Source organism: Streptosporangium album (genome assembly GCF_014203795.1).
GTDB lineage: Bacteria > Actinomycetota > Actinomycetes > Streptosporangiales > Streptosporangiaceae > Streptosporangium > Streptosporangium album.
On record NZ_JACHJU010000008.1, the window covers coordinates 68,704 to 85,203 of the forward strand.

Sequence of the window (16,500 nt, forward strand, 5' to 3'; positions counted from 1 at the left end):
GGCGGGCTTTCGATCCCGGACGGACCTAGGAGCTGTTCGGAGTTCGGATCTAGCCCGGGTTCGACAGATCATCGGGCTTTCGGGGACATTATGGATCTGTACGTGCAGGTCACAGGCCGCACGGCTAGCGGAAACAACGAAATCGCCTAGTGACACGCTTTCGCTCTAAGACGGCTATTTACGCGGGGATATAGCGGTATCGTCTAGTGGCATGTACGTGAAGACTGCGACCCGGCGGACCAAGGATGGCCAGGAGATCCGCTACCTCCAACTGGCCCACAACGAGTGGGACGCCGACGCGCAGCGGTCCCGGACCAAGGTGCTGCACTCCTTCGGCCGCGCCGACCAGTTGGACCGGGCCGCGATCGAGCGGCTGGTCGTGTCGCTAGGCCGACTGCTCGATCCGGACCGTGCCGCAGTGTTGAGCGCCCCGGCGGGACTGGAATTCCTGGAGGCACGCCCGCTGGGCGGCACCCACATGCTCGACGGGCTGTGGCGACGGCTGGGCATCGACGCCACGATGAAGCGGCTGCTGGCCGGGCGGCGGATGGACGCCCGAGCCGAGCGGACGCTGTTCGCGCTGGTCGCCAACCGGGCGCTCGCGCCGTCGTCCAAGCCGGCCGCGACCGAGTGGATCAACTCCGACGTGCACATCGACGGCCTGACCGTCATCGACGAGCAGGCCTGCCACCGGGCAATGGACTGGCTGGCCGAGATCGAACCCGTCCTGGCCAAGGACGTGTACTTCCAGGTCACCGACCTGCTGAACCTCGAAGTCGACTTGATCTTCTTCGATACGACCAGCACGTATTTCGAGACCGATCAGGCCGATGAGCCCGTCGCTCGCGACGAGCGAGGCCGCCTCCTCGACCAGCCCGCCGGCCCGTCCGCCACCGGCGACGACAACCCAGACGGCGCCGGGGAGAAGGTGAAGCTGCGCGGGTTCCGCTCCTACGGCAAGAGCAAGGACTCACGGCCTGATCTCCCGCAGGTCGTGGTCGGCATGGCGGTGACCCGCGACGGCATTCCGGTGCGGGTCTGGTCCTGGCCGGGCGCTACCGGCGATTCGGCCCTCATCCGCCAGGTCCGCGACGACCTGCGCGAATGGACGCTGTCCAAGGTCATCTACGTGGCCGATCGAGGCTTCTCCTCCGCCACGAACCGCAAGGCTCTGATGCAAGGGGGCACCGGCTACATCATCGGCGAGAAGCTCCGCTCGGGCACCGCCGAGGCCAAGACGGCCCTGTCCCGGCAGGGCCGCTATGCCACCGTCGCCGACAACCTGCAGGTCAAAGAGGTGAAGATCGGATCGGCTGACCGCTTCATCATCTGCTATAACCCCGATCAGGCCGTCCGCGATGCCGCCGTCCGTGAGCAACTCATCTCCCAGCTGACCGAGATGATCGACGGCACCGACACCCTTAGCCGCACCAAACGAGCCGAGCTCGCCGGAGTCATCTCCACCAAGCCAGGCCTGCACCGTTTCCTACGCCAGACGCCCGGTGGACTACTCCGCGTCGACCGCGCGAAGATCGAACGCGAGACGAACCTGGACGGCAAGTACCTGCTGCGCTGCAGCGACCCCAGCCTGAGCCCCGAGGATGTCGCGCTTGGATACAAGCAACTCCTGCAGGTGGAACGAGGCTGGCGCGACATGAAATCGATCATCGACCTGCGGCCCGTCTACCACCGCCGCGAAGACCGCATCCGCGCCCATGTCCTGCTCTGCTGGCTCGCCCTGCTGCTGATCCGCGTCGCCGAGAACGCCACCGGCCAGACCTGGACCACGCTGCGCGCCGAACTGCAGCGCCTGCACGTCATCGCCTACACCGGCCCCTCGGGCACCTTCCGCCAGTCCACCGAGCTCACCAAGCCCCAGCGCGACCTGTTCATCGCCCTCGACGTCCCCGCGCCCAAGAAAATCCTCGATCTGGCCGTCGCCGACTGACCGCCGGCCCGAGTCCCGCCTCGCGACCACCTGCACGCCTAGTGACACGCCCTTCCGGCGCGTCCTAGGCGTTTCCGCTGTTCAGGCAGGCATTGATGCCCCTAGTAGAACAATCATCTGTCGAACCCGGGTCTAGGTGAGGCCCGGTGGCGGGCCCTGACGTGGGAAGTGCGAGAACGGTGGTCGACCGGGTGGGGTTCGGGCCGCTCCGATGATCCTTTTCGGGTGTTCACATAGGGCATTCCATATGAATCACTAAATATGGGGCGTATGGTGCGCAAATGCATCCTCCGCAACAGCCCCCGCAGCAGCCTCCCCCCATGGGTCCGCCACCCGGACGGCGGCCAGGCTCACCTCCGCCGCCCAGGAGGAGTGGCAAGGGCGTGGCGATCATCGCGGTCATCGCGGTGGTAGGCGTACTCGGCCTACTGGGCGGCCTGGCCGCCTTGCCAGGCGACGGTGCCGAGAGGCCCGTGGCGAAGCCAGCGGCTTCGGCTTCGACGCCGATGCCCGCGGAGGCGCTTCCCACGGTCGATGACGCCGAACCAAGCATGGAGCCGACGCCGACACCCGACCCGTCGGCGTCGGCACGCGAAGCCGTGTTCACGGCTTCGGTGAAGCAGCGGAAAGCGCTGAAGGACGCCGATTCCTACAAACTGGGGCGGCTCGGCTGGAACATATGCAAGGCGCTGGAGGAAGGAAAGGGCTTCGCCGAGGCTGCGGCCCTCGGTACCAGCGGGTTTGACCTGGATACGTCTGAGTACATAGCGAGGGTCGCCATCGTCAACCTTTGCCCACACCAGCGGGACAAAATTCCCGTCTAGGAGCTGTTCAGAGTTCGGATCATGTGGTTGAGGTGAGGAGCTTCAGCCACATGATCGAGCCTCGGAGGCAGAGCCCGGCCTCGTAGCTTTCCGGGGTTTGTCGTAGCGGGTAGCCAGACCGCGCCAGGTCTTGATCTTCTGGAAACAGCGTTCAAGGAGCAAGCCGCAGTGCACACATAGCCGAGAAGAGGGCGGGGAATGTCCCTGTCATAGGGGTTGATGCCCTGTTGGCACTGGTCGGAGCGGTCCGCCGATTGCGGGACGGACAGGGCGGGACGGGCGAGGGAGGTGGGTCTCGGTGACCGGAGGAGACACGGCTGTGCCCCCCAGTCCGGGGTCCCGGTAGTAATCGCGGAAAATCCAACGAATATGCCCCTGACCTGCTCTGATGTGAGGGCACCGCAGGCTGGTGTGCCGGTTGGTGGGTGCGGTGGGCCGGGCCGAGGATGCCGCTGGCCTTGCCCGAGGGCTCCACGTCGACGCTGGTCAGCGATATCCGTTGGATTTTCCGCGATTACTACCGGGACCCCTGGTCGGCCTGAGCTCATCGTTCATGGACCAGCGCATAGTAGGGCTTGGTTACCTCGGGTAGGGGACGGTATGTCACCTGTTTGGGGGTGAGGGAAGATGACCCCTCAAGAACTCGAGGCCGTGCGGGCGCGGCTGGAGACGTTTGCCGCTGAGATGTTCTCCGGTTTCGCCCGTGCTGATCAGCGGCGGTGGGGCGAGCGGTATGTGCGCGGCCTGCTGACCGATGGAGCGCGGAAATCGATGGAGCCGATGGCGGCCCGGCTGGGCGTGGATCGCCAAGGGCTGCAGCAGTTCTGCACCGATGCCCCCTGGGCGCATCAGCTGGTTTTGGCCGAGCTGGCCTGGCGGATGGATGCGGCGATCGGCCCGGTGGCATGGGTGGTCGATGATGTGTCCTTTGTCAAGGACGGCCAGGAGTCGCCGGGGGTGGCCGCGCAGTATTGCGGGGCGCTGGGCAAGACCGCGAACTGCCAGGTCGCGCCGAGCGTGCATCTGGTCACCGACGCCGCGTCGTGTCCGGTGAACTGGCGGTTGTTCGTGCCCGAGCAGTGGGATGCGGCCTCGCCGCGCACGGAGGATCCGGCCGCGGTGGCGGCACGCCGGCAGCGCTGCCGGATCCCCGCCGACGTCGGTCATGTGCCCAAGTGGCAGCTGGCGCTGGACATGATCGACGAGCTGGAGAGTTGGGGGCTGGATCCGCCGTTGGTGGTCGCCGATGAGGGCTACGGTCAAGACGGGGCCTTTCGCCTGGGCCTGACCGAGCGCGATATTCCCTACGTGGTGGGGGTGCGTTCCGATACCGCGCTGCTGGAGGCCGAGGCCTGCCGCAGCGTCGCGCCGTATGCGGGGACCGGGCGGCGGCCGGTGCCCCGCTACCGGCAGCGGCGCATCAGCGCCCGGCAGTTGGTGCTGGAGGGCGGGCGGCGCGCGCTGCACACAGTGCGGTGGCGGATGGGGTCCAAGGGGCCGTTGCGCTCGCGCTTTGCCGCGCTGCGGGTACGGCCGGCGGGCGTGCGGATCCGCCGCGCTTACGCGGGCGGGGAGTTGCCGGTGTGCTGGCTGCTGGCCGAATGGCCGCCCGGTGAGCCGGAGCCGGTCAAGTACTGGTTGTCCACGCTGGAGGCCGATGTTCCATTGGCCGCGTCCAGGGAGGTGGTGTTTGAGAAGGCCACCCGTAATCGGTGACTATTAGGAAGCAATCGCCTCAATAGTCACTTTAGCATCGTTTGTCTTATTTTTAGAATCGGGTGAATCGGTGTTCTTGCGACACTCGGCGAGGACCTCCAGCCCCATATAGCGGCGCTGTTCGGTCCACTCGTCGTTCTGCTCGGCCAGTACCGCGCCGACGAGCCGGACGATCGAGTCGCGGTTGGGGAAGATACCGACGACGTCGGTCCGCCTCCTGATCTCCTTGTTCAGGCGCTCCTGAGGGTTGTTGCTCCACGTCTGACGCCAGACGGCTTTGGGGAAGGCGGCGAAGGCCAAGATGTCCTCGCGGGCCTCGTCCAGATGCTCGGCCGCCTTCGGGTACTTGGCCTCCAGTACCTGCACGACATGACGATGCTGGGCATAGACCGACTCGGCGTCAGGCTGCTCGAAGATGGTGCGCAGCATGGTGGCCACCCATGGCTGGGCCGACTTCGGAACGCGCGTGATCAAGTTTCGCGCGTAGTGGGTTCGACACCTCTGCCAGGATGCGCCCGGCAAAGTGGAGGCGATCGCGTCGCGCAGCCCGGCGTGGCAGTCGGAGGTCACCATCAGCACGCCGGACAGGCCGCGGGCGACCAGGCCGCGCAGGAACGCCGGCCAACCCGCGCCGTCCTCGCTGGAGACGACGTCCAGGCCGAGGATCTCGCGCAGGCCGTCGGCGTTGACACCGGTGGCGACCAGGGCGTGCACGGTCACCGTCCGGCCGCCTTCGCGGACCTTCTGCGTGAGGGCATCGATCCAGACGAAGGTGTACGGGCCGGCGTCCAGCGGCCGGGACCGGAACTGCTCCACCATGCCGTCGAGTTCGGCGGCCATCGCCGAGACCTGCGACTTCGACAACGAGGTGATGCCCATCGCCTCGGCCAGCTTCTCCACCCGCCGCGTCGACACCCCGAGCAGGTAGGAAGTCGCCACCACCGAGGTGAGCGCCCGCTCGGCCCGGCGTCGCTTGTCCAGCAGGAAGTCCGGGAAGTAGGAGCCCTGTCGTAGCCGGGGCACGGCCAGTTCGATGCTCCCGGCCCGGGTGTCCCACGGCCGCGTACGGTAGCCGTTGCGGGTGTTGACCCGCTCGCTGCTGATCTCGCCGTAGCCGGCGCCGCACAGCTGCTCGACCTCGGCATCCATCATCCGCTGCGCGAACTCCCGGATCATCGTGCGCAGCAGGTCCGGACTCGCCGCGGCCAGGGTGTCTTCCAAGTACTCCCCGGCAGCGGGCACAATGTCATTGACGGCCACTTCGTCCCCTTCGTGTTGATATGAGCGAATCGAAGGATTACGGAGTGGCCGTCTCTTGTCACATGGATCTCACCCGTGCCAACGCCAGGCCTAGATCACCCGCACACCATCTCCCTGGACGTGAACGTTCCATTGCGGCGTCTGGTGGGTCTGGCGAAGATCCGCTGGCGCATCGAGCACGACTACCGTGAGCTGAAGACCGGCCTGGGCCTGGACCACTTCGAGGGTCGCACGTGGAGCGGTTGGCATCATCACGTCACCCTGGTCTCGGTCGCTCACGCGTTCTGCACCCTTGAAAGGCTCAACCCAAAAGCGCCGGCTGCGGCTTGAGCACCTACCGGGTCATCGCCGAGTTGCAGCTGCTTCTGGCCTGCTGGGCCGGTATCTGCCCCACCTGCCGCCGCGCGTTACCCAGACATGCCCAGCCCGTCCCCACCTAACCAAGCCCTAATAGTGCTCGAGCGCATCGCCGAAGCCCTCGGCACGCTGCCGGTGCGCGGGCTGCTGACCACCGGCCCGGCCGTGGACCCGGCGACGGTCCGCGCGCCCGGCAACGTCCTGGTCACCGCGGCCGCTCCGCACAGCATCGCGCTGCTCCACGCCGCGGTGACGATCACGCACGCCGGCCACGGGACGGCCGTCAAGTCCCTGGCGGCCGGGGTCCCCCTGGTCTGCGTGCCGCTCGGGCGAGACCAGCGCGAGGTGGCACGGCATGTCGAAGTCGCCGGCGCCGGGATCACAGTGAGCAAGAGCAGCTCACCCCGCACAATCGCCCGCGCGGTCGACCGAGTCCTGAACGACCCGTCCTACCGCCGCAAAGCGCAGCGACTGGCGGCCGAGATCGCCGCCGAGACGGCCACCGACCGAGCAGTCACCGAACTCGAGGCCCTCGCCGAACGAGCGACCGACAGGGCCGAGGGCGCCCTCGGGTGCGATACGGCCAAACCGTCCGGGCCATCACGGACGTTGTCGAGCTGACCCCGCACGCCAGCGGCCGCATCCCGCCAGGCCCATTCAATGTGGCTACGGATCCACGCCTCTACGCGGCGGTCCCGAGGTCGGCCGGTGGGGATGATCAGGCCCTTGCGGATCTCCTCGACGGATTCGCCGGACGCGCGGTGGGAGCATCTCCAGGTCGACCGGGGCGGGCGGCGGCGGCCTCGTGCAGCATGCCTGCCGTCGCGCTGCGGGACATCTTCACCCGCTACCTGCTGCCCGCCGCTAACGCGGCCGGCCGGGGGAAGCGTGCGACGAACCGTGCCCCGGATGGGCTGTCTTCGATGGTGAGGGTGCCACCATGGTCTTCGGCGATCTGCCGGGCGATCGGCAGGCCCAGGCCACTGCCGCCGGCGTCCTTGGCACGCGCGTCTTGCAGGCGGGCGAAGCGCTCGAAGATGACCTCCCGCTGCTCGCGCGGCACCCCGCTCCCGTCGTCGTAGACCTCCAGCACCGGCGCGTCGCCCCGGTGCTCGACGGTGACCATGACCGTGGAGCGGGCGTGGCGTTCGGCATTGTCCATGAGGTTGTGCAGCAGCCGGGTGAGACCGATCCGCTCTCCGTTGACCATCACGCCGCTACTGAACCTCCTGACCACCCTGACCTTGCTTTGCCGATGGTCGAGCTCGCCGTCCACCAGGACGGCGAGGTTGAGGAGGTCGTGTTGGCCGATGACGCCCGCGTCAAGTCGGGAGATCTCCAGCAGGTTGGTTACCAAGTCCTGCAGCCGCTCAACAGACTCCAGCAGCCTGTCGGCGGTGTCCACCCAGTCGATCTCCTCCCGCCGCATGAGCGCTTCCTCGATCTCGGTACGCATCGCCGCGAGCGGGTTGCGCAGGTCATGGGAGGTGTCCGAGGCGAACCTCAACTGCTCCTGGATCGCAGCCTGGGCCCGCTCCAACGTCTGGTTGGTGGTCTGCGCGAGCTCCTTGAACTCGTCATCATGGCTCGGCAGCGGAACCCGCTCGCTCAGATTGGAAGGCCGGATCGTGGCGAGTTTCCCACTGATGGCGCGAACCGGCTGCAGGGTCCTGCTCATCATCCAGTACGTCCCGAGCGCGGTGGCCGCGATCAGCAGGAGTGAACCACCGATGAGTCCAGCCAGTACGGCCGCGCTGCCGTAGAGCGGAGGCTGGGGAGCGGCCATCAACAGCAGCAGGGTGGCGGAGACGCAGACCAGCGCCATGACGGCGCTCGCCATGGTGGTCACACGGGTTTTGATGGAGCAGTGATGCCATGCTCTCAAGCTGATCATCCCGGAAACGCCCTGGATGTAGCTGTGACAGGTCTAGCTATCCAAACAGTAGATGAAGTTCCCTCTATTCCCACATGCGACCACCTCGATGACTCACGATGACGCGTCCGTCCTAAAGTCATCCAGCAGGTAATCGGCCCTTCATAGGGGGACCCCAACTGCTCCTCGGAGAACATCTTCTCTGACAACGCCACCGCCCCACGTGGGGTCCCCGTAGTACTCGCCGAAAATCGGGCGGATATGGCGCTGACCAGCGATGATCCGACCGGGCAGGCGGCACGATCACCGGGTGGTCATGCGGTCTGCGAGTTCGTCGGCGCTGGGTGTCCAGGTACCGCGCTGGGCCTCGATGCCGTCGAGTCGGCGCTGGGTGCCTTCTTTGCTGGGCTTGAGGTAGCGCTGGAGGGTGCGGCGGTCTTCGTGGCCGGAGAGGTTCATCAGGTCGGCTTCGGTGGCGCCGTCCTCGCCGGCGTGGGTGAGTCGGGAGTGGCGCAGGTCGTGCAGATTCCAGCCGTCGGTGGCGGCGCCGAGGTGGCGTTCGGCGGTGCGGTAGGTCATGCGTCGGCGGCGGCTGGCCGGGTCGACGTCACGTACGGGCGCGGTGCCGTCGTCAGGGGCGATGCGCGCGGACAGGAAGATCGGCCCGCGGGTGCGGCGGCCGAGGAGCTGGCCGAGCATCCGGGCGGTGCGGATGTCGTAGAGCAGCTCGTCGGCTTTGCCGCCTTTGCGGATGGTGCGTGCGCGGCGGTTGGCGCGGTCGAGGTCTTCGACGTTCAGGCGCAGGACTTCCTCGGCGCGGGCGGCGGTGGAGTAGAGCATCGCCCACAGCGTCCGGTCTTCCAGCGGGCGGCGTTTGTCGGCGATGAGCCGGTCGATCCGCTCGCGACTGCGGACGCGGGTGTCGTCCGGCCTGGGCTGGTGCTCTCGGTCCAGGCCGTGCAGTACCGCGGCCGGGTCGCCGATCCAGCCTTGGTCGTGGAAGTAGGCCAGGGCGGAGGCGACGGCAGCCCGCTTGGCGTTGAACGTCGACGGCGCCGCGCCGCCCCACGCGCCGCGGATGTTGGTGTGCAGCTGGTCTCGGCCGACGCGGGCGAGCTCGCCGAGGTGCACGATCCCGGTGAACGCGGTCGGCAGGGCCGAGGTGTAGGCGCGCACGGTCTCCGGCGAGGTGATTCGGCCGGACCGGCCGCGTCGGCCAGCGAGGTGGCGCAGGAACGAGGCGAGCGCCTCGGCGGTCGGCACCCCTCCCGGCGTCTCCGCGTTGTCACGGTCGGGCACGGCGGTGAGGTGCCGGTCTGTCGCCATCTGACCCGCTTCCCTGGTTTGTCAGATAACACGCGGGAAAGGTGCACGGCCCGCACGGGTGTTCCCGCAGGAGCCGATCCTGCCGTTGTCAGATAATACGGCATTATCTGACAAGCTTGGCGGATCGGCGAAGACGAGGACGACCGGGGCACGGACCTGCGGCTCCGTCGCCATCGCGATCGGCATGCTCACCGGCGCAGTTGTCGTCGGCGTCAACGGACAGCTGTGGCTGGCAGCGCTCCTCACCGGCCCCAGCCTCATCGCGCTGGCGAAGATCTTTGTTCTCCGCCGGTCGGATGCCACCGACATGAAGCAACTCCAAGCTCAGCGCGACGCTGTGACCGCGCCACCGCTGGTCTGAACCGTCGGTTAGGCGTCCTGGGGTCCCGGTAGTCCTATCGAAGAATCCAACACATATAGCTCTGAGCTGCGGTGATGCAGGGGTCAGCGTAGGGGCCTGAGATCGTTTCCGCTACGTTCTGTTCCGGTTTGTCCGGTCTAGAGCGTGGGGTGGTTCGGTGTCGGAGAAGATGTTCTCCCGCGAGCAGTTGGAGCAGTTGCGGTCGTTCCCGGATATCGGCCGCGATGAGTTGATCACGCACTTCACGTTGACGCCCGCAGATGTGGCGTTCGTGGATCCGGGACGGGGCCGAGGCCCGGCCGATCGGCTGGGGATGGCCGTGATGGTCGCGACGCTGCCGTGGCTTGGGTTTGTGCCCGATGAGGTGGGGTCGGCTCGGGGCATGACGAGCATCCGAACGAAAAGTCCCGTTAGCAGAGCGGAGTTGAGCGGCTTGTCGTGACTTTCCGTTCGAATGTGTCTCGCCGAAGGGTTTTCACAGGTCACGGCCTATGCAGCCGGGTGGCCTCGACGGCTGCGACGCGGGCGGCGTACACCCGGTGCGCCTTGCGCTCAGCCGGGCCGGCGCTGTCGGCGGCGGCAGCACTTTGCTCCAGCATGGCGCGGTGAAGTGCAAGCGGGGCCACCATGCGGACTGAATAGCCGGGGCCGCGGCGGATGTTCCGTCCTGAGACGAGGGCCAGGCAGACGACCTCGTCCCCAGTGATGCGCAGGAGATCGGCGAGTCGTCCGGGCACGTCGAGGACCACGTCCACTTGTGGGGCGAGCGCGTCGTCCAGCTCGCCGGGGCGGATTGGGGGCATGTCGAGCGGGCCGGACAGGTCGCGGGCGCCGGCGGCGTCGAGAACGCGGCGGATGGTCTTGGGGGCGACGCGGTGCTGCCGGGCCAGGGCCTTGACGGCGGCACCCTGGCGGTAGGCCGCCACGATGGCGGTCGCCGTGCTCGGGTCGAGGGCGGCGGGGCGGCCCAGGGTCTTGCCAGCCGCCTCGGCGGCAGCGACACCCTCGCGGGTGTTCTCGCTGATCATGTCGCGCTGGAACTCCAGCACGGCGGCGAGGACGGAGACCATCATCTTGGTTCCGGGGTCGTCGCTGGCCAGGTCGATACCGGACAGCAGGCCGGACTCGACGCGCAGGTGCAGGCCGCGGCGGATGAGCACCGGGCGCAGGGCGAGGATGTCGGCGACGGAGCGGAAGACGCGGGCGGCGTCGGCGATGCGGATGGTGTCGCCGACGGTGGCTTCGTGAAGCAGCTTGGTGAAGCCGGCGCGGTCCAGGGAGAGCTGGCGGCTGGAGGTGGCGGGGTCCTCGTAGGTGGGAGTGCCGGCGGCCAGCAGAGCGGCCAGGACGTGGCGCTGACGGGCGTCGGTCTGCTTGTCGGTGGAGTGGCGCAGGTAGATCCGGTCAACCATGTCGGCGTGGTGGCCTTCCCGGGGTGGCCGGGCGGTGCCCGGCAGGTGTCTACAGCCGATCCTAGGGGGGCGAAAAGGGGAGGCGTAACTTTCGACCGGATCCGATTGGATCGGCGCGCCGGTTCCGCTGGTGGACGGCGCGTTCCGATTGGATCCGCCCGTGGGGGCATAATCGACCGATTGCGCCCCCACGGGCGGATTGGCTCATGCTGGGATCGCGCGATGGACACCAGCCGAGTCGGCGCGGGCCCTCCGCTCCTCAACTGATCGTCTAGACACTGTCCAACGCCCGCCGATGCTCGGAGCTGACCGCTGACTACGGTGGAGGAGTTGATCGTCGTTGAGTGAAGGGCGCGAAGACGTGGATGTGTATGAGGCCGTGGACAGTCGCCGGGCTGTGCGGGCGTTCAGCGATGAGCCGGTGCCCAAGGAGATACTCGAACGAGTGCTGGCGACAGCGACGCGGGCTCCGTCGAGTGGGAATCTCCAGCCGTGGCATGTGTACGTCGTGACCGGCGAGCCCTTGGCCGAACTCAAAAGGCGCGCTACGGCCAGGGCTCGGGCGGGAGACCCGGGTGATGAGCGGGAGTATCCGATGTACCCGGCCGAACTGACCTCGCCGTATCTGGACCGCTTTTCCGCCGCAGCCGCCCAGCGGTACGAAGCCCTGGGAATCGAGCGTGACGACTCCGACAGGCCCAAGAAGATCGCCGCCTTGAACTCGGAGGCGTTCGGGGCGCCAGTCGTACTGTTCTGCTACCTCGACCGGACGATGGGGCCCGGACAGTGGGGGGACGCAGGGATGTACTTGCAGACGGTCATGCTGTTGCTGAGAGCGGAAGGGTTGCACAGTTGCCCCCAGGTGATGTGGACGATGTATCGCAAGACTGTCAGCCAGATGGTCGGCGCCGATGACGGGCTCGTACTGTTCTGCGGTGTCTCGGCGGGGTTCGAGAAGGAAGGCGTGCCACGGCTGCGTACGGGGCGGGCGGACATGATGGAGACAGTGAGCTTCATCGGGGTGTGATCGCCAGGGGGTAAAGATCCACAGGACCGGACCCTTGTAACGCGGTGCGAGGGGCGGGATGGGCGGGTTAGTCCTCGGCGTCCTCTTCGCCATCCGCCTCCGCCGGGTCGCGCAGGGGCCGAAGCACCCTGCCGGAGGCGCGGAAGCTGTAGCGGCCAAGCACGTTGAGGTTGACGTGCTTGAGCGGGGACAGCCGGCCGGTCGTCCTCGTAGGTGGTCGGCGCAGCCGCTCCAGCTCCGCATCCGCTAATCCTCCGGCACTGCGAGCAGCGCCACCAGGTCCGTCGGCAGCACGCCGTCCGCTCGGCGGGCGGCGTTGGCCACCGTGGCGTACATCCGCTTCTCCGCGACCGCCCGCTCATTTACCCCGCACCCTGCCTCAAGGTCTAGAGAATGTCGTCTTCCCAATCTGGCTCATCGGGGTTGCGGAGTTGCCGGACACCGGCGGGGCCGAGGTCGGGCTGGGCGAAGGAGTAGGTGCCGATCACGTTGATGTGCTGGCGGACGAAGGGCGATAGCCGCGCGACGTCTTCCTCAGCCAGTGGATAGGCCTCAGCCTTGAGCTGATCGAGGGCCCGGTCCATGTAGAAGGTGTTCCACAGCGTGACGCAGTTGAGCACCAGGCCGAGCGCGCCGAGCTGGTCTTCCATGCCCTTGTAATAGCGCTGGTACATCTCGCCCTTCCTGCCGTGGAAGATCTTCCCCGCCAGCGCATGTCGGGATTCTTGCAGGTTGCGCACACCCTTGATGTCACGCCGATAGGGCTCCTCCACGGCGTAGGTGAGGATATGGAGGGTCTTGAAGATCCGCCCGTAGTGGGCGATCGCCTCCCCGAGCGGGGTCGGGTTGCCGTCCCGCTGGATCATGCGCATCACGTCGTAGGCGCGGATCTCACCGGTGTAGATCGACACCACGACGCGCAGGATGTCGCTCCAATGCCGCTTGATCTTTTCCAGGTCGATCTTCCCGCGCGCGAACCGGGACAGGCTCCCGTAGTCGGCGTCCTGGATGCGCCAGCCTTTCTGATCGGGGATGTCGGCCAGCGCGGGCCGGTACTGCATGCCCAGCAGGTGGACCAGGCCGAACACGACGTCACTGTAAGATCCGGTGTCGGTCACCAGAACCTCAGGGCGCGGTCCGCCATCCCGCCGGAACGCCACATCGATCATGTGGAGCGAGTCACGCAGGGTCCCGGTGACGACCTTCGCGCCGAGCCCCACCCCACGGTCGTTGATCATGTTGAGCCACGTGACTCCGCGCGAGCGGCCGAAAAATTTCTTGTTCGGTCGAGTGTAGATCGAGGGCACTGGGACCACGAACCGCATCCCATCGATCGCCGCGACCAGCCCACCGCCGAGTGCCTGGGCGAAACCGATCTTGCCCTGCTCATCAATGAGCGGACCGTTGGCCAGAGTGTAGGTCTCCGCCGACAGGTAGTTCTGCACCACGTGCGATAACCGGCCGCGCTCCAACGCCGGCGTGCCCGCCTTCACCACCGGCGCGTACCCGATGTTCAGCGCTTGAGCCGTCAGGCAGGCCGCGACCGAGACGTGGAAGTCGGCCAGCTTACTCACCCCGCCGGCCACCGAGGTGAACGCGGCCTCGAACTCCGGAACCCGGCCCATCACCTCCAGCAGCAGCTCGGGCAGGTCCACCCGCGGCAACATCGCGAGGACTCGCTTGCGCAGGTCGATCAGGGACGGTGGCTCCGGAAGGGCGGCCAGCTTGGCCACGTGCAGCCGTCCCTCCGCATCCACGCTCACATCCACGCCGTCCTGCCCGGCCCGGCCCGCGACATCGTTGAGCGCCAGATGCAGCACCAGCGCGTGCTCGGCGAGCAACCGTCCGGGATCCTCGGGAAGCTGGAGGTCGACCAGCGCAGGACCCTTGGCCGCCTCCCACTTCGCACCGTCCAGAAGTTGCCCGCGTGGATCCCGCCAGCGCGCCGAGGCCTCGGCGTAGACGTCGCGGCGCTTGAGGTGCCGGTGGAACTGGGTCAGCACGCACATGGTGTAGGCGTTCTTGTCCACGGTGCTGCCGTTCGGCAAGCTTTTGAACACCAGCCGCTTCCAGGACCCGGTCACCAGCTCAGGGTCGATGTCGGCCTCGGTGACCTTCTTCTTGCGTCCGTCCAGCAGTCGGGGCAACTGCTTCATCGCCGCGAGCGCCCGCGCGCCCTCGGCGTTGGCACCGAATTCGATCACTGTGGTCAGCGTCTTGAGGAACCCCGACACGGTGGCGATCCGCGTGGCCAGCAGCGCCCGCATCTCACCGTCGGCATCGGCGGCGGGCGGCGGCACCATCTCCGTCACCGCCGCGACCGCCTCCCGCAGCTCCCTCCGGGGCACGATCGCGTCGATCGCCTCCCACACCTGATCCAACCGGAGTTCCTCGCCGTACTCGGTGACCTCCAGCAGGGTGTCCACCGCCGCGGCGAGCGTGGCCGAGTGCTTGGCCAATTTCGGATGCTGGCGTGCCCGCTCCTTGTCGGTCGCGGTCTCGGCCTTGCCGACCAGCTCGGTGGTGACCAGCAGATCCAGCATCTCCAGACAGTCGTCGACCGCCTTGCCCTCCAGATAGATCACCGTGGCCAGCAGCGTGGCGAGCTGGCGGGAGGGGCCATGGCGGCGCGGAGTGGTCGCCGTGGCCTGCATGCCGTACCGCGCCAGGTCGACCATCCGCCGGTGCGGCACCTCCGGCGGGAGCGGCATGGCCCCCAGCCTGACCCCGAGGATTTCCGAGGCGAGCTCCAGCGCCTTCTCCAGATTCCTGCCCGAGGGCGCCGCCGGGCCTTTGCGCCAGCGTTCCAGGTCCGAGGAGCGCCGGCCTTCGGGCACCTCCAACAGCATCTCCAGGATCATCCGCTGCCGCGGCGACAGCACCTCGCGCAGCGTGTCATAGAGCCGGTCGGTGGCCTCATCCCGCACCCGGGCGACCAGCCGGGCCAGCGTGGTCACGCCCGGGAGCAGCACCTTGTTGGTGCGCAGCCACGTCACGCCGTCATAGAAGATCGTCTTCTTTCCGTCGCCGGTATTCCACGCCCGCGCACTCGCCCACACGATGAAATCCGCCTCCGCCTGGGAGAACTCCTTCAACTCGTATGCCTTGCGGATCACTTCCTGGTGCTCGAACGGCGTGCTGCGCCGCTCGGTGTACTGGTTGATCTGCGAGACATCCTCGATCCCGAGTTGCTCGCCGAGGTACACCAGCACCTCGTCGGGCACGTCCAGCGGGTCGGTCAGAAAGCGCCCGAGGTAGCGGGCTGTCGTTAGCTGGAGGGCGAAGCCGAGGCGGGCGTGTGTCCCACGCCGTTCGGCGATCAGCGCCCGATCCGTGTCGTCCAGGTAGAAGAACCGCTCCAGCTCCGCCTGCGACGGAGCACCAGAGAAGTGGCCGTACGCGGCCGCCTCACCATCACTCAAGAACTCAACCGGCATAGACGCCGAAGGTAGGGCAGGCCCGGCAAGCAGGACGAGCGGAAGATCAAATAGTTAGCTGGGGCCACCCGCTAACGGGACTTTTCGTTCGGATGCTCGTCACGCCCCGGAGCCGACAGGCCGACGTCGCCGGCCCCAAGGAAACGCCCGAGCGGGCCGTCTACGACAGCGCGGTGTGGCGCCAGGCCGTCGCCCGGGTTGAGGCCGTCACCGCCCAGCTCGGCCAGAGCGCGCCCCAGGACGCGGCACTGTGGTCGAGCGCCGCCCGCCACACCGCCGGACTGATGGCCGGGCTGTCGGCCCGCCTGGAGAGCCAGAGCCCCGGCCCGATCACCGCGACGGCCGACCTGCTGGCGCGGGCCGCGCAAGCTCCGGCCCACCCCGATCGTCGCTTGGTGCGGCGCGGCGGCCTGGCCGATCTGCGCGGGGTGGCGATAGTGATCCGGCACGCCCCCGCTTCCCCGGAGGTGAAGCTGCTGCTGCTCGCCGTCGTGGCGCTGGCGCACGCGATCCGCCTGTGGCAACAGGCTGAGCGGCCGCGTCTGGCCGCCCAACTGGACACGGGCCTGGCTCGGGTGCGCACCGGCCGGCTCGGCCGCTTATCGGTCACGTGACCATTTTGCCCCGTCATGGCGGTCTGATCAGCGAAGGTCATTGTCACTGTCTTGGTGGTCCCGTCTCGCCCTGCTTCACATCAAAAGGACTCATACGTCTATGTCTCACAGCAGTCTGACAGAGAGGGGGGTGGACCGTCACGGGGCCGGGGCCGATAGCCACCAGCGCAACCAGCAGAACACGAAGGAACGAAAACCCAGAGCCACCCAGCGGAGATCGAACAATCACAGCAGAACAGGCAACCAGAGCAAAGAGCACAGAACGCAACTGAGACCACGGGACACGACAGAGAGAGAAAGCAAGACACAAGATCATGAATCAGTGCTAAGCCTGAATCCACCGAG

12 protein-coding genes and 2 pseudogenes are annotated in these 16,500 nt (G+C 67.3%); 9 read left to right on the forward strand and 5 right to left on the reverse strand.

Translation table 11 applies throughout. The annotated features are described in order from the left end of the window. Nucleotides 1-211: 211 nt before the first annotated feature. The 3 genes and pseudogenes from FHR32_RS41790 to FHR32_RS41800 form a co-directional block, all read left to right on the forward strand. A complete protein-coding gene (locus FHR32_RS41790; protein ID WP_184760121.1) occupies nt 212-1,948 on the forward strand; it encodes an IS1634 family transposase in 1,737 nt (578 codons plus the stop codon). A gap of 383 nt (nt 1,949-2,331) precedes the next feature. Continuing rightward, a complete protein-coding gene (locus FHR32_RS41795; RefSeq protein ID WP_184760122.1) occupies nt 2,332-2,772 on the forward strand; it encodes a DUF732 domain-containing protein in 441 nt (146 codons plus the stop codon). A gap of 627 nt (nt 2,773-3,399) precedes the next feature. Continuing rightward, a pseudogene (locus tag FHR32_RS41800) lies at nt 3,400-4,440 on the forward strand (IS701 family transposase); the annotation flags it as partial. A gap of 51 nt (nt 4,441-4,491) precedes the next feature. Here FHR32_RS41800 and FHR32_RS41805 read toward each other — a convergent pair. Further along, the gene (locus FHR32_RS41805) at nt 4,492-5,748 is read right to left on the reverse strand and encodes an IS256 family transposase (RefSeq protein ID WP_184752199.1); all 1,257 of its coding nucleotides are present in this window, start codon (nt 5,746-5,748) and stop codon (nt 4,492-4,494) included. 36 nt (nt 5,749-5,784) lie between these two features. On the opposite strand from FHR32_RS41805, the pseudogene FHR32_RS41810 reads away from it, so the two are divergent. Both FHR32_RS41810 and FHR32_RS41815 read left to right on the forward strand, forming a co-directional pair. Next, nucleotides 5,785-6,078: pseudogene (locus tag FHR32_RS41810) on the forward strand (transposase); the annotation flags it as partial. 123 nt (nt 6,079-6,201) lie between these two features. Then, nucleotides 6,202-6,726, forward strand: coding sequence for a glycosyltransferase (locus FHR32_RS41815; RefSeq protein WP_184760123.1), 525 nt, complete (start codon nt 6,202-6,204; stop codon nt 6,724-6,726). A gap of 226 nt (nt 6,727-6,952) precedes the next feature. On the opposite strand, the gene FHR32_RS41820 is transcribed toward FHR32_RS41815, so the two are convergent. Together FHR32_RS41820 and FHR32_RS41825 are read right to left on the reverse strand one after the other, a co-directional pair. Further along, nucleotides 6,953-7,945, reverse strand: coding sequence for a sensor histidine kinase (locus FHR32_RS41820; protein WP_246468756.1), 993 nt, complete (start codon nt 7,943-7,945; stop codon nt 6,953-6,955). A 336-nt stretch (nt 7,946-8,281) separates the two neighbouring features. Continuing rightward, the gene (locus tag FHR32_RS41825; RefSeq protein WP_184760125.1) at nt 8,282-9,304 is read right to left on the reverse strand and encodes a tyrosine-type recombinase/integrase; all 1,023 of its coding nucleotides are present in this window, start codon (nt 9,302-9,304) and stop codon (nt 8,282-8,284) included. 58 nt (nt 9,305-9,362) lie between these two features. Between FHR32_RS41825 and FHR32_RS41830 the strand changes: the two genes are divergently transcribed. Together FHR32_RS41830 and FHR32_RS41835 are read left to right on the forward strand one after the other, a co-directional pair. Then, complete coding sequence (locus tag FHR32_RS41830) at nt 9,363-9,665, forward strand: hypothetical protein (RefSeq protein ID WP_184760126.1); 303 nt, start codon at nt 9,363-9,365, stop codon at nt 9,663-9,665. Between the two features lie 157 nt (nt 9,666-9,822). Further along, a complete protein-coding gene (locus FHR32_RS41835; protein ID WP_312882944.1) occupies nt 9,823-10,107 on the forward strand; it encodes a DUF4158 domain-containing protein in 285 nt (94 codons plus the stop codon). A gap of 40 nt (nt 10,108-10,147) precedes the next feature. Here FHR32_RS41835 and FHR32_RS41840 read toward each other — a convergent pair whose 3' ends face one another. Continuing rightward, complete coding sequence (locus FHR32_RS41840) at nt 10,148-11,077, reverse strand: recombinase family protein (protein ID WP_184760127.1); 930 nt, start codon at nt 11,075-11,077, stop codon at nt 10,148-10,150. Nucleotides 11,078-11,417: 340 nt separating this feature from the next. On the opposite strand from FHR32_RS41840, the gene FHR32_RS41845 reads away from it, so the two are divergent. Then, nucleotides 11,418-12,104, forward strand: a complete 687-nt coding sequence (locus tag FHR32_RS41845; RefSeq protein WP_221466943.1) for a nitroreductase — start codon at nt 11,418-11,420, stop codon at nt 12,102-12,104. A gap of 386 nt (nt 12,105-12,490) precedes the next feature. On the opposite strand, the gene FHR32_RS41850 is transcribed toward FHR32_RS41845, so the two are convergent. Then, complete coding sequence (locus FHR32_RS41850; RefSeq protein ID WP_184760128.1) at nt 12,491-15,541, reverse strand: Tn3 family transposase; 3,051 nt, start codon at nt 15,539-15,541, stop codon at nt 12,491-12,493. Between the two features lie 92 nt (nt 15,542-15,633). On the opposite strand from FHR32_RS41850, the gene FHR32_RS41855 reads away from it, so the two are divergent. After that, nucleotides 15,634-16,155 (forward strand): hypothetical protein, encoded by a 522-nt coding sequence (locus FHR32_RS41855; protein WP_184760129.1) that lies wholly within the window; start codon nt 15,634-15,636, stop codon nt 16,153-16,155. The last annotated feature ends 345 nt before the right edge of the window (nt 16,156-16,500 follow it).

Bases quoted from the DNA above. Each gene is read 5' to 3' on its own strand.
- FHR32_RS41855 (WP_184760129.1), top strand. From the start codon at position 15,634: ATGCTCGTCACGCCCCGGAGCCGACAGGCCGACGTCGCCGGCCCCAAG.
- FHR32_RS41840 (WP_184760127.1), bottom strand. From the start codon at position 11,077: ATGGTTGACCGGATCTACCTGCGCCACTCCACCGACAAGCAGACCGAC.
- FHR32_RS41790 (WP_184760121.1), top strand. From the start codon at position 212: ATGTACGTGAAGACTGCGACCCGGCGGACCAAGGATGGCCAGGAGATC.
- FHR32_RS41825 (WP_184760125.1), bottom strand. From the start codon at position 9,304: ATGGCGACAGACCGGCACCTCACCGCCGTGCCCGACCGTGACAACGCG.
- FHR32_RS41850 (WP_184760128.1), bottom strand. From the start codon at position 15,541: ATGCCGGTTGAGTTCTTGAGTGATGGTGAGGCGGCCGCGTACGGCCAC.
- FHR32_RS41820 (WP_246468756.1), bottom strand. From the start codon at position 7,945: ATGGCGAGCGCCGTCATGGCGCTGGTCTGCGTCTCCGCCACCCTGCTG.